Source organism: Micromonospora sp. ATLC20, assembly GCF_057196585.1.
The window spans coordinates 144,573-157,266 of sequence record NZ_JBXUOV010000001.1 but is presented as its reverse complement, the minus strand read 5'-3'; the positions used below and the strand labels follow the sequence as shown (position 1 = coordinate 157,266).

At 72.6% G+C, this 12,694-nt stretch carries 12 protein-coding genes; 8 read left to right on the top strand and 4 right to left on the bottom strand.

Annotated elements, in window-relative coordinates:
• Positions 1-10 precede the first annotated feature (10 nt).
• The 6 genes from AC2CHG_RS00735 (at position 11) to AC2CHG_RS00710 (ending at position 6,714) form a co-directional block, all read left to right on the top strand.
• Positions 11-601 (top strand): DinB family protein, encoded by a 591-nt coding sequence (locus tag AC2CHG_RS00735; RefSeq protein ID WP_194800787.1) that lies wholly within the window; start codon positions 11-13, stop codon positions 599-601.
• A gap of 89 nt (positions 602-690) precedes the next feature.
• Entirely contained in the window at positions 691-2,502 is a 1,812-nt protein-coding gene (locus AC2CHG_RS00730; protein ID WP_194800786.1) for a hypothetical protein, read from the top strand.
• A 21-nt stretch (positions 2,503-2,523) separates the two neighbouring features.
• Complete coding sequence (locus AC2CHG_RS00725; RefSeq protein ID WP_442929330.1) at positions 2,524-3,552, top strand: glycosyltransferase family 2 protein; 1,029 nt, start codon at positions 2,524-2,526, stop codon at positions 3,550-3,552.
• Between the two features lie 123 nt (positions 3,553-3,675).
• Positions 3,676-4,782 (top strand): SPFH domain-containing protein, encoded by a 1,107-nt coding sequence (locus AC2CHG_RS00720; RefSeq protein ID WP_269696442.1) that lies wholly within the window; start codon positions 3,676-3,678, stop codon positions 4,780-4,782.
• The gene (locus tag AC2CHG_RS00715) at positions 4,779-5,867 is read left to right on the top strand and encodes a TFIIB-type zinc ribbon-containing protein (protein WP_194800784.1); all 1,089 of its coding nucleotides are present in this window, start codon (positions 4,779-4,781) and stop codon (positions 5,865-5,867) included. The genes AC2CHG_RS00720 and AC2CHG_RS00715 overlap by 4 nt, the downstream gene beginning before the upstream one ends.
• A gap of 148 nt (positions 5,868-6,015) precedes the next feature.
• Positions 6,016-6,714: a DUF4386 domain-containing protein gene (locus AC2CHG_RS00710; RefSeq protein ID WP_194800783.1), complete on the top strand. Its 699-nt coding sequence runs from the start codon at positions 6,016-6,018 to the stop codon at positions 6,712-6,714.
• Positions 6,715-6,720: 6 nt separating this feature from the next.
• On the opposite strand, the gene AC2CHG_RS00705 is transcribed toward AC2CHG_RS00710, so the two are convergent.
• The gene (locus AC2CHG_RS00705) at positions 6,721-7,518 is read right to left on the bottom strand and encodes an SDR family NAD(P)-dependent oxidoreductase (RefSeq protein WP_194800782.1); all 798 of its coding nucleotides are present in this window, start codon (positions 7,516-7,518) and stop codon (positions 6,721-6,723) included.
• Between the two features lie 87 nt (positions 7,519-7,605).
• Here AC2CHG_RS00705 and AC2CHG_RS00700 point away from each other — a divergent pair, with 87 nt between their 5' ends.
• Positions 7,606-8,445 (top strand): helix-turn-helix transcriptional regulator, encoded by an 840-nt coding sequence (locus tag AC2CHG_RS00700; RefSeq protein ID WP_194800781.1) that lies wholly within the window; start codon positions 7,606-7,608, stop codon positions 8,443-8,445.
• A 74-nt stretch (positions 8,446-8,519) separates the two neighbouring features.
• On the opposite strand, the gene AC2CHG_RS00695 is transcribed toward AC2CHG_RS00700, so the two are convergent.
• Positions 8,520-9,770: a cellulose-binding domain-containing protein gene (locus tag AC2CHG_RS00695; RefSeq protein ID WP_484523941.1), complete on the bottom strand. Its 1,251-nt coding sequence runs from the start codon at positions 9,768-9,770 to the stop codon at positions 8,520-8,522.
• Between the two features lie 241 nt (positions 9,771-10,011).
• The gene (locus AC2CHG_RS00690; RefSeq protein WP_484523940.1) at positions 10,012-10,875 is read right to left on the bottom strand and encodes a DUF6745 domain-containing protein; all 864 of its coding nucleotides are present in this window, start codon (positions 10,873-10,875) and stop codon (positions 10,012-10,014) included.
• Between the two features lie 152 nt (positions 10,876-11,027).
• Between AC2CHG_RS00690 and AC2CHG_RS00685 the strand changes: the two genes are divergently transcribed.
• On the top strand, positions 11,028-11,489 hold the full coding sequence (locus AC2CHG_RS00685) for an SRPBCC family protein (protein ID WP_484523939.1): 462 nt from the start codon (positions 11,028-11,030) through the stop codon (positions 11,487-11,489).
• Here AC2CHG_RS00685 and AC2CHG_RS00680 read toward each other — a convergent pair.
• Complete coding sequence (locus AC2CHG_RS00680) at positions 11,395-12,666, bottom strand: hypothetical protein (protein WP_484523938.1); 1,272 nt, start codon at positions 12,664-12,666, stop codon at positions 11,395-11,397. The two genes, AC2CHG_RS00685 and AC2CHG_RS00680, sit on opposite strands and share 95 nt — an antisense overlap.
• Positions 12,667-12,694: the final 28 nt, after the last annotated feature.

Sequence of the window (12,694 nt, the reverse complement as noted above, 5' to 3'; positions counted from 1 at the left end):
AGTGTCGGGCATGAGTGAGCCGTACGACCCGAAGGCAGCGCTGCACCACTACCTGCGCGCGATCCGGGAGAACCTGATCTGGAAGCTCGACGGGCTGAGCGAACGTGAGGCCCGGCTCCCCCGCACCGCGACCGGGAACAACCTGCTGGGGGTGCTCAAGCACTGCCTGAACGTCGAGGCCGGCTACTTCGGGCCCACGTTCGGCCGCGAGTTCCCCACACCGGCGGAGCTGGTCGCCGCCGAGACGTTCGACGCGGACCCGCAGGCCGACTGGTACGCCCGCGAGGACGAGACCAAGGACGGGCTGATCGACCTGTACCGCCGGGTCGGCGCGTTCGCGGACGAGACGATCGAGACGCTGCCGCTGGACGCGCCGGGGCGGGTGCCGTGGTGGCAGCCGGGCCGGCAGGACGTGACGCTGCACCAGGTCATCGTGCACGTCTGCGTCGACCTGGCCCGGCATGCCGGGCACGCCGATGTCATGCGTGAGCAGCACGACGCGGCGATCGGGCTGGGGCGGGACAACCGGAACGTTCCCGAGGGCTACGACTGGCCGGCGTACGTCAGTAAGCTGTCGGCGCTCGCCGACCGGTTCGCGTAGGCGGCCTTCCGGTATGGCGGGCCGGAAGTTTCAACCATATTTCGGACAGCGGATCGACAGGACCAGCAGCATCGTGAAGCATCTATCCCATGAAGATCCGGCCCGCCGTCGCCCCGCCGACCGCTGAGGACACCGGTCCCGCGCAGCCCCCCGCCGACCGGCCCTCGGACGACCGCCCCACGGACGAGCGCCCGTCGGACGGCAGGCGCCGGTGGCGGCCGAACCCGGAGTGGACGCTGGCGATCCTGGGTAGCCTGCTGCTGGCGGTGGTGCTGACCTGGCCGACGATGCGGCACCCGGCGACCACGATCCCGGGCGACCTCGGCGACCCGACGTTGCAGGCGTGGCAGGTCGCCTGGTCCGGGCACGCCCTGCTAAGCGATCCGGCGAACCTCTGGAACTCGAACACGTTCTATCCGGAGCGCTACACCTACGCCTACAGCGACACCCTGCTCGGGTACGCCCCGTTCGGGATGCTCGGCTCCGGCTTCGAGGCCGCGGTGATCCGCTACAACGTGCTCTACGTGCTGCTGCACGCGCTGGCGTTCCTCGGGGCGTACGCGCTGGCCCGGCAGCTCGGCGCCAACCGCTGGGGCGGTGCGGTCGCCGGGATCGCGTGGGCGTACGCGCCCTGGCGGCTGGCGCACTCCGGTCACCTGAACATCCTGTCCAGTGGCGGGATCGCGCTGGCGCTGGCGATGCTGGCCCGCGGTCACGGCTGGTCGCTACGCCACGGCTACCGGCCGGAACGACGCAAGCCCGGCTGGGCGGTGGCCGGGTGGCTCGTCGCGGCCTGGCAGGTCACGCTCGGCTTCGGCATCGGGCTGCCGCTCGTCTACTTCCTGCTGGCTGCCGTGCTGGTGGCGGCCGGCTGCTACGGCTGGTCCTGGTGGCGCAAGCGGGAGCGGCCACCGTTCGGCCGGCGGCTGCTGATCGCCGACCTGGCCGGCGGCGCCGTGTTCGGCACCGTGACGCTGCTGCTCGGGCTGGTCTACCTGCGCGTGGTCGACCTCAACCCGCAGGCCGTCCGCTCGCTGGACTGGACGAAGATGTTCTCCCCGCCGCTGATCGGGTTCATCACCGCGCCCGGCGACTCGTGGTTGTGGGGGGAACGGCACGCCGCCGCCCGCGAACAGCTGACCTGGCCGCCGGAGATGGCACTGCTGCCCGGCATGACGCTGATCGGGCTGGCCGCGGCGGGGTTGTTCGTCTCGGCGTTCCCGGTGCGGCACCGGGTCGCGCTGGGGCTCGGCGTGACCGGCACCGTGCTGCTGGGCCTGGGCGCCACGCTCGGCGGCGACGGCGACCCCGGCTACCTGACGTTGTCAAACCTCCTGCCGGGCTGGGACGCGTTGCGCACCCCGGGCCGGATGATGCACTGGACCAGCCTGCTGCTCGCCGTGCTGGCGGCCGGGCTGGTGACAGCGCTGGCCGAGTCGTGGCGCCGGCCCGCCGCCGCGCGCGCGTCCCGGGCGGTGGCGGCGCTGGTCCTGCTGGTGCCGCTCGCCCTGGTCACGCTGGAGGGCGTGAACCGCACGCCGCACCCGGTGGTGCCGACGCCACCGGCGGCGATGCGGACCGCGCCGGAACCGATGCTGGTGCTGCCCGCCGGCGGGGTGGGCGACCTGAACTACATGCTGTGGTCGACCGACGGATTCCCCCGGATCACCAACGGGCTCGGCGGTTTCGAGCCGGTCACCCAGGCCCAGACACGGGTCGCCGTGGCGACGTTCCCCGACGCGGGCAGCGTGGCGTACCTGCGCGGAATCGGCGTGCGGTCGGTCGTCGCGGTGCCGAGCCGCGCGGCGGGTACGCCGTGGGAGGGCATCGAGACCCGGCCGGTCGACGGGCTGGGCATCACCCGGGAGGAAGTCGATGGCACGCTTGTCTACCGCCTCTGACGCCGTGGGCACCGGTCCCGCATGCCCGGGCCGGGCGGGGTGAGCGCCGTGCGGTTGTCGGTGGTGGTGCCCTGCTTCAACGAGGAAGCGTCGGTGGAGCGGCTGCACGAGATGCTCAGCGTCGCGTTCGCCGAGCTCACCGATGTGGACGTCGAGGTGGTGTACGTCGACGACGGAAGCGAGGACGGCACGCTGGTGGCACTGCGCCGGCTCGCCGCCGCCGACCCAGCCGTCTGCTACACGTCGCTGAGCCGCAACTTCGGCAAGGAGGCGGCCATGCTCGCCGGCCTGCGCCGGGCCACCGGCGACGCGGTGGTCATCATGGACGCCGACCTGCAGCACCCGCCGCGGTTGCTGCCCGAGATGGTGATGCTCTACCGCCAGGGCTTCGACCAGGTGATCGCCCGCCGGGACCGCCGTGGTGACCGGTTCATCCGGATGGTCGCCTCGCGCTCCTTCTACCGCCTGGTCAACTGGTGGATAGACGTACGCCTGCTCGACGGCGCCGGCGACTTCCGGCTGCTTTCCCGGCTCGCGGTGAACGCGATCCTGGCGATGCCGGAGTACAACCGCTTCTCCAAGGGCCTGTTCTCGTGGATCGGTTTCCGCACCGCCGTGGTGGCGCACCGCAACGAGACCCGGCAGGCCGGGCGGAGCCGCTGGACGTTCGGCAAGCTGTTCAACTACGCGTTCGACGGCCTGCTGTCGTTCAACAACCGGCCGCTGCGCCTGGCGATCTACGGCGGCCTGTTCCTCACGCTCATCGCCGTGGGCTACATGGCCTGGGTGGTCGCGGACGCCGTGGAGAAGGGCATCGACGTGCCCGGCTACACCACGATCATCGTCAGCGTGATCGGGCTCGGCGGCATCCAGATGATGATCCTCGGGGTGATCGGCGAGTACATCGGCCGGATCTACTACGAGACCAAACGCCGTCCGCACTATCTCGTGCAGGAGACCGAGCGCGTCGTCGATGCCCCCGGCCGGACCTCCCGGATTCCGGAGCAGCGTACGGCCACCGGCGAATCGATGGCCGGCGAAACCGGCTGAGCAACCCCGATCGGTGGGTGCCGATAGGCGCAGAATCGTTCTCTTTTCGCAGGTGGCGGGCGGTTGCTATGGTCGCCCGCGACGCCGGAGACCGGCGCCGAGGAAAGGGTTGCGATGGGGCTGATGGACAAGCTCCGGGGCGAACTCATCGACATCATCGAGTGGCTGGACGACAGCCGCGACACGATCGTCTGGCGGTTCCCCCGGTATCAGAACGAGATCAAGATGGGCGCCCAACTGGTCGTCCGGGAGTCCCAGACGGCGGTGTTCGTCAACGAGGGGAAGATCGCCGACGTCTTCACTCCGGGGACGTACACGCTGGAGACCCGCAACCTGCCGATCCTGTCCACCCTGAAGGGCTGGAAGTACGGCTTCAACTCGCCGTTCAAGGCCGAGGTGTACTTCGTCAACACCCGGCAGTTCACCGACATGAAGTGGGGCACCCAGAACCCGGTCATCCTGCGCGACGCCGAGTTCGGCGTGGTCCGGGTACGGGCGTTCGGCGCCTTCGCGGCCCGCGTGGTGGACGCGTCGCGCCTGCTGCGGGAACTGGTCGGCACCGACCCGCAGTTCCGCACCGAGGAGGTGCAGGAGTACCTGCGGCAGCTCATGGTGGGACGCCTCGGCGGCGCGCTCGCCACGGCCGGCGTGCCGCTGCTGGACCTCGCCGCGCACCAGGACGCGATCGGCCGGCGGCTGGCCGCCGTGCTGACCGAGGAACTGGCCGAAGTCGGCATCGCGATCCCCAAGTTCGTCATCGAGAACGTGTCTGTGCCGCCGGAGGTCGAGCAGGCGCTGGACAAGCGGACCAGCATGGGCGCGGTCGGTGACCTGGACCGGTACACCCGTTTCCAGGCCGCGAACGCGATGGAGGCCGCGGCGAACAACCCGGGTGGCGAGGCGGGCGCGGGCATCGGCCTGGGCATGGGCATGGCGATGGGCCAGCAGATGGCCCGGTCGATGGGCGGTGGCGCGGCCACGCAGCCGGCGCAGCCCGCCCCCGCCGAGCCGCCGCCGCTGCCGGGCCAGGCCCAGTGGTACGTCGGCGTCGGCGGCCAGCGCCAGGGTCCGTACGACCTCGGCGCGCTGGCCGAGCAGGCGAACGCGGGCGCGCTCGGCGCGGACACGCTCGTCTGGCGTACCGGGATGGCGCAGTGGCAGCCCGCCGGGCAGGTGCCCGAGCTGGCGTCGGTGCTCGCCAGCGTCCCGCCGCCGCTTCCGCCGCAATGAGCGACACGGCTGTCTCGCCGCCCTCCTACCAGTGCGGGGGGTGCGGCGCCCGGGTCGAGTTCGCACCCGGCACGACCGCGCTGAGCTGCCCGTACTGCGGGCACCGGCAGGAGATCGCCGGTGCCGGCCGGGAGGTGCGCGAGCATGCGTACGCGGAACTGGCGTCGCTGCCCCGCAAGCCGGTGGCGAGCGTCGGCGCGCACACGTTCGTCTGCCCGGGCTGCGGTGCACGGACGGAGAGCGACGCGCTGGCGCAGCGCTGCCAGTTCTGCGCGGCTCCCCTGGTGGCCGACGCCGGGGCGGGTGAGCTGATCGCGCCGGAGGCGGTGCTGCCGTTCGCCGTCGACCGCAACGGTGTGCGGACGGCCCTGGGCCAGTGGTGCCGCAGCCGCTGGTTCGCGCCCGGGAGCCTGAAGAAGATCAGCGAGGCGGAGACGCTGAAGGGCACGTACCTTCCGCACTGGACGTTCGACGCGCGGACCGTGTCGGACTACCAGGGTCAGCGGGGCGAGCACTACTACGTCACCGAGACGTACACGGTGACGGTCGACGGCAAGCAGGAGACGCGAACCCGGCAGGTGCGGCACACCCGGTGGCATCCGGCCGCCGGGACCGTACGCCGGGACTTCGACGACGTGCTGGTGCCCGCCACCACCCACCTGCCCACCGAGCAGTTGGACAAGCTGGCGCCGTGGCCGCTGGCCGAGGCGGCCGCGTTCCACGGTGACTACCTGGCCGGATACCAGGCGCTGCGGTACGACACCGAGCCCGAGGCGGGCCTGACCGAGGCGAAGGCGCGGATGGCTCCGGTCATCGAGGGGGACTGCCGGTCGGACATCGGCGGTGACGAGCAGCGGGTGTCCGCCGTGGACACCACGTACTCCGACGTGTCGTACAAGCTGGTCCTGCTGCCGGTGTGGATCGCCGCGTACCTGCACGCGGGCCGGTCGTACCAGGTGCTGGTGAACGCCCGCACCGGTGAGGTCATCGGCGAGCGTCCCTACAGCACGGCGAAGATCGTGGCGGCGGTGCTGGCCGCGCTGGCGCTCGTCGCGCTCGTGGTGGCGTACGCGATGAACCGCTGACGCGTACGGGCCACCGGTGTGCCGCACCGGTGGCCCGTACGCATCGCGCGAGGGGAGATGTCCGAGCGGCCGATGTGCCGCCGCGCGGGTCCACAGCAGAGTGAGGGCACCACCACCATCGGCCGGGCGGCGACGGAGGGAAGCCCCGATGGACTCACTGCGGAAGACCTCGCTGGTCGCGGGCGGCGCCTATCTGCTCACCTTCGTCTCGATCCCCACCGTCGCCCTGTACGCCCCGGTCCGCGAGCCGGACTACGTCCTCGGCACCACGTCGCAGGCCCCGGTCGTCCTCGGCGGCGTCCTGGAGATGGTCGTCGCGCTCGCCTGCATCGGCACCGCCGTCGCGCTGTACCCGGTGCTCCGGCAGCAGGGCCCGGCCCGCGCGCTGGGCTTCGTCGGCGCCCGGGTGCTCGAAGCCGCCGGCATCCTCGTCGGCGTCGCGAGCATCCTGACGCTCGTCGCGCTGCGGGACTCCGCCGCCGGGCCGGACGCGCTCGTCACCGGCCGGACGCTCGTCGCCTTCTACGACTCGGTGTTCCTGCTCAGCCAGGGCTTCCTGCCCGCCGTGAACGCGCTGCTGCTGGGCACGCTGCTCTACCAGTCGCGTCTCGTACCGCGCGTGCTGCCGCTGCTCGGGCTCGCCGGGGCACCGCTGCTCGTCGCCTCCGACCTCGGCACGCTGTTCGGCGCCTGGGACCGGCTGTCAGCGGTGGCGGCGGTCGCCGCGCTTCCCATCGCGGTGTGGGAGTTCTCGCTCGGCGTCCACCTGGTCGTCAAGGGCTTCCGGCCCTCTCCCGTCACGGCCGGCGCGGTGGAGCCCCGGCCGGTCCGGGACGCCACCGTCTGAGCCCTGTCAGGCCCGCGCGCCGCCGTCGACCCGCAGCACCGTACCGGTGACGAAGGAGGCGCGGTCGCTGAGCAGCCAGGCGGCGGCCTGGGCGATCTCGTCGGGCTCGGCGGCCCGGCGCAGCGGCGTGGCCGCCGCGAGACGGTCGATGATCCCGGGCGACTCGGCGTCCCAGGACCGCATCATCTCGGTGAGCGTGCTGCCCGGGGCGATCGCGTTGACGCGGATGCCCTCCGGTCCGTAGGTGACCGCCGCGGACTCGGTGAGGCTGTTGACCGCGCGCTTCATCGCCCCGTACGCGGGCAGCGCGGGGTTGCCCATCAGGCTGCCGACGCTGGAGTTGTTCACGATCGCGCCGGTGCCGGCGGTGGCCCGGATCGCCGCGACCTCGGCGACCAGGGCGAGCCACGGCCCCTTCAGGTTGACGGTGTAGACGTGGTCGAAGTCCTCTTCGCGCACCCGGTCCATCGGTCCGGGCGGCACGATCGTCGCGCCGTTGTTGAAGGCGACGTCGAGGCGGCCGTACACCTCGACCGTGCGGTCGACCGCGGCGCGCACGCTCGCCGCGTCGGCCAGGTCGCAGACGACGTACTCGGCGGTGCCGCCCGCGGCCCGGACCTGCTCGGTGACCGCCTTCAACTGCTCCTCGGTCCGGGCGGCGAGCAGCACCCGGGCGCCCTCGGCGGCGAACAGCCGGGCCGCCGCGGCGCCGATGCCGCGCCCGGCGCCGGTGATGAAGGCGACCTTGCCGGCGAGCAGGCCGGCGGTCGGGTGGACTGTCGTGTCGGTTCGTGTGGTGTCCATGCCGGCAAGCCTGGGGCCGGTCGCGGAGCCCATCCAGGCACCGGCGGTACCTGGTTACGCTCCGCGGCACGCGGGCACACTGGGGTCGTGGACCGACGTGAGCTGGCAGTGTTCCTGCGCAGCAGGCGGGAGCGGATCGCCCCGGCCGACGTGGGCCTGCCCGCCGGACGGCGCCGCCGCACCCCGGGACTGCGCCGGGAGGAGGCGGCGCGGCTGGCGTTCATCTCGACCGAGTACTACACCCGGCTGGAGCAGGGCCGGGGTCCGCGTCCGTCGCGGGAGGTGCTGGCCGGGCTGGCCCGCGCGCTGCGGCTGTCCGACGCCGAACGCGACCACCTCCACCACCTGGCCGGGGAGCCGCCCGCGCCGCCGCCCGGGCCACCCCGGGAGGTACGCCAGAGCGTGCTGGACCTGCTGCACCGGCTGCCGCAGGCGGCGGCGTTCGTGACCTCGGCGACGTTCGAGGTGATCGCCTGGAACGACCTCGCGGCAGCGCTCATGGAGGACTTCTCCGCGGTGTCCCGGCGGGACCGCAACCTGGTCCGCCGGGCGTTCCTCGGCCCGCACCTGATGTACGGCGTGTCGGACGCGAGCGAGTTCGCCCGCCACTCGGTCGGACGGCTGCGCGCCGCCGCGGCCCGCTATCCGGACGACCCGGAGATGGCCGCGCTGATCGCCGAGCTGCTCGCCGGGAGCAAGGAGTTCGCCCGCCTGTGGGCCTCCCACGACGTCGGCGGTGCGCGGACGCTGTGCAAGACGTTCCGGCACCCGCTGGTCGGGCCGGTGACTGTCAACTGCGACGTCCTCGACATCACCGACCGCGACCAGCAGGTGGTCATCTACACCGCCACGCCCGGCTCCCCCTCGGAGGAGGCGCTGCGGCTGCTCTCCGTGATCGGCACCCAGCGGATGACCGTCGAGCACTGAGCCGCCCGCCCGCGCTGGAACGCCACGGGTGTCCGGGCGGCCTGCGGCACCCGTGGCGTTCCACTCGCTGTGGGTCAGCAGCCGATGCGGGTGGAGCCCATCGCCACGTCGTCGTACCAGAGGGTGTCGGCGCCGCCGCCGTAGCTCTCCCAGCCCAGCTTCAGGTCGGTGAGCTGCGGTCGCCAGGTGCGGTTGTACCACTGGCCGTCGATGTCGTGCGTCGGTACGCCGTCGGCGGTCAGCCCGGTCACGGCGACGCCGTCCAGCCAGGTACGCAGCTGACCGGCAGAACCGTCCACCATGAACTCCAGGCAGGCCCAGCGGTTTGTGGGCAGCGGCACGCTCTGCGCCACCCCGGCCGGGCTCTGCTCGGGCAGCGTGGCGTCGTCGGAGGCGCGGTTCCACTGGAGTGCGCCGTTCTGGCCGCCCAGCCGCAGGTCCCGGTTGCCGTCGGCGGCGTCGGACATGGTGATCATCGTGGTGTGGTCGGTGGGCTGGGCGGTGGTGTGCCGCACCCAGATCCGGGCGTACCGGACGCTGCCCAGGCCGCTGAGGTTCTTCGTGGTCCGGACGAAGACGTGGTTGCAGTACCCGGCCGCGCCGTTGATCCGTACCGCCCGGCTGCCGCTGTGCGTGGTGGACGTGTCGATGGTGGCCGTGCCGGCGCCGGAACAGTCCGGGCTCACCACGCTCCAGTCACCCGACGGCGTCGGACCGGTCTGGTTCTCGAAGCCGTCGCAGAGCACCGCCCCCGCGCACCCGCTCGGCGGCGGGGTGGTCGGCGGCGGCGTCGTGGGCGGCGGGGTTGTCGGTGGAGCAGTCGTGGGCGGCGCGGTGGTGGGCGGTGGCGTGGTCGGCGGGGCGGTGGTCGGCACCGTCGTGGTGGGCGGCGGTGTGGTCGGCCCGGCGCCGTTGCACGGTACGCCGTTGAGGCTGAACCCGGTCGGCGCGCCGCCGGCGGTGCCGTACGTGCCCTGCACGCCGAACTCGGTCGAGCCGCCGGCCGGAATGCTGCCGTTGTACGACATGCTGCGGGCGGTCACCGTCGACCCGGACTGGCTCACTGTGGCGTTCCAGCCGTTCGTGACGCGCTCGTCCCCGGCATACGTCCAGGTGACGGTCCAGCCGGACACGGCGGTGTCACCCGGTGACACAGTGATGTTCGCGGTGAACCCGCCGGGCCACTGGTTGGGTGTGTAGTCGACCCGGCAGCCCTGTGCGGCTGCGGCCGGGCCGGTGAGCAGGGCCGTACCGGCCGCGGTGACGGCGGCCAGCGCGGCGACGGCCGCCATGAGCGGGGCGGGACGGGCACGGAGAATCGTCATGGGAAGTCCTTCGGCGTCGGACAGGGCGCAGCAGCGCGCGTCCTCGTCGGACGCGGCGGTGCGCGAGGGTGCGGCGCGGCGATGCGCCACGGTGAGTGGTCGATGCGTACGACCGATGTGCCCGGCTCGAAGGTGGCCCGGTCAGCCGCCGGGGTCCGGTTCTCGCGGACCTCGGCGGCGCCCAGCCCAATCTATTTACCGTCGCCTATCCAATCAAGGCCTCCGCCCGCGCGGATGCCCGTCATCCCGGATCGGCGCCCACGCCGCTGCGCAGGGGTTGCCAGCCGTCGCGGTAGCGCACGCCGCCGGGTCGCAGCCGGACCCGGTCGTGCGGCGTACCGGGGACCGGCTCGGTCCGGATCACCTGTGGCCGGTCCACCACGACGCAGACGTCCTCCCCCGGCCACCACCAGCCGCAGGAGCGGGCCAGGTCGGCCCAGGTGTCCAGGTGTCCGGCCTCGTCCGGCCCGTACCGGGCGAGACCGAGCCGGCGCAGCACGTCGTAGTAGGCGATCCACGACGCGTCCTGCTGCCCGTACCAGCACACGGGCACCGGGCCGTCACTTGCGAGCGCCGCACGCACCGGCAGGTAGAACCCGTGCGCGAGGCTGCGGTGCAGCGCCGCGCGTACCCCCTGGTGCAGCACGACGGCGAGCGGTACGCCGCCGTCGAACGCCCGCTGCGGTGCCAGCTCGGGCCACGGCTCCTTGGCCTTGCCCCGGCGCGCGGGCGACAGCTCGGGATCGGTGTGCACGACGCCCGCGCTGAGCGCGCCCCGGAGCTGGGAGACGACCACGGCGATGTCGCTCGCCAGCAGCGGCGTCCGGGGCGGCCGTACCGCCCGGATGCGCTCGTGGAGCCCTTCGAGGGTGGGCCAGCCGCTGACCATAGGCAGCGCCTTGGCCGGCGAGTCGACCCATTCGAAGCGAGGTCGCGGCCGCGACGCCCTCGCGTAGACGGCGGTCAGGCAGCGCTCGGCGGTCTGCCGGTCGGCCGGCTGTGTGGACAGGGCGTGGTCGAGCCATTCCTGGCGGATCCGGACCGCCTGCTGCCACAGTTCGTGCGGGATCTTCGCGGCGTCGTCGCGCCGCGGGGAGGCGCTCATCGCGCCGGGGCGTCACCGCCCTTCCGGTAGGAGATCATGGAACGACTCTGACCCATGTCTCGGCACCGCTCAAGCGAATTCCGTACCGTGACCGCATCCGCAGTGCCCGGCCAGGAGAGAAGGGAACACCGTTGCCCGTGGACAGTGACCGCTTGACCCGACCCCCTGTCATCACCGCGCAGATGCTCATCCGCCGGCCCGCCGCCGAGGTCTTCCAGGCGTTCGCCGACCCGGCGGTGACCACGAGGTTCTGGTTCACCAGGAGCAGCGGCCGGCTGGAACCCGGCGCCGTCGTCACCTGGGACTGGGAGATGTACGGCGTCTCCACTGTCGTGACGGTCAAGGAGGTGGAGGAGAACCGCCGCATCCTGGTCGAGTGGGATCCGGAGTCCCCCACCCGGGTCGAGTGGCGGTTCCTGCCGGGTGGGGACGACACCACGCTGGTCCGGGTCACCGAGACCGGCTTCGCCGGCAACGCCGACCAGGCCGTGAGCAAGGCGATCGACTCGATGGGCGGGTTCACCATGGTCCTCTGCGCCGCAAAGGCGCTGCTGGAGCAGGGGGTGCTGCTGAACGCGGTCGGCGACGCCCACCCGTCCGGCTTCGAGGAATGACCACGCCGGCCACCGGCGCGAACAGGGGCGGAGCCGGATCGGCTGCCCGGATCGCGGCCACGAGCTGCGCCAGCTGCGGGTAGTCGGCGCGGGCCGCGTGGAGAAGGTGGTCCGCGTCGGTGTGGTTGCCGAGATACGACTCGGCGGCCGCCCGCAGAAGGAGCGCGACGGCACAGAGGTCGACCGGCTCGGCACCCGGGCGGACGTCGAGGAGCAGCGATCGCGCATCCTCGGGCCGCTGGTTGAGCAGATGTGCCAGGCTCATCGCGATCCGGGCGGACAACACTCGCGGCTGCGTCCGGGCGGCGATCCGGGCGAGTTCCGAGATCTCCCGCACCTCCCGGCGTTCCACCGGCGCGCCGGCCACCACCGCGGCGTACAGGTACCACAGCCCGAACTGGACGCTCAGCGTCTGGCCGATCGCGGCGGCGGCCGCGGGATCGGTGCTGCCCGCGCGAGCCAGTGCCGCGAGCCGCTCGGCCTCCGTGATCAGTTCGGCCGACGGGGTGGCTTCCGTCATCAGTCTCTGCTGGTAGGCAGCGAGGGCCAGGAGCGGAGCGTCGTCGGCGCGGGCCTGAATCCCGACCCGGTGGACGTCACCACCCGCTCGGGTGACCGCCCGCAGAGCCCTGATCACCTCCTCCTGGTAGTAACCCGCCCGCAGCCCGTCACGGGCGGCTGCCGGAGCCCGGAGCCAGCGGAGCACGTTCTGGCCGTCGCTGCAGGTCGAACGCCCCGGAAGGAGGAGGTTGGTCAGGCCGAGCAGCGCCCCGACGAACGCGGCGCAGAGCAACGTCAACCGCGTCGACGCCGTACCGGTGGACGTCGACGCGACGGCGAGTGCCGTCGCGACGCACAGGTTGGTCAGCGGGCCACCCAGATTGAACAGCACCATCCGCAGCGGCAACGCCGGCATCGACGGCGAAGGCCGGACCGCCACCTCGTTGCGCCAACCGTTGAACGGCGCGATACGGACCGCGACGACCGGCAGGCGCAGCAGCTTCGCCACGACGAGGTGTCCGCACTCGTGCAGGGCGAGGTGCAGCCACAGCGACGCGCAGGTGAGGCCGGCGGCGGCGATCGCATCCGTCACGGACTCGGTGACGAGCAGCGCGAACGCCGCCGCCTCGACCGCCAGGAGGAGTGACACGGCGACCAGCCGGCGGCGGAGCTTCACCAGGAGAGGGTACGGCCGGACAGGCGGC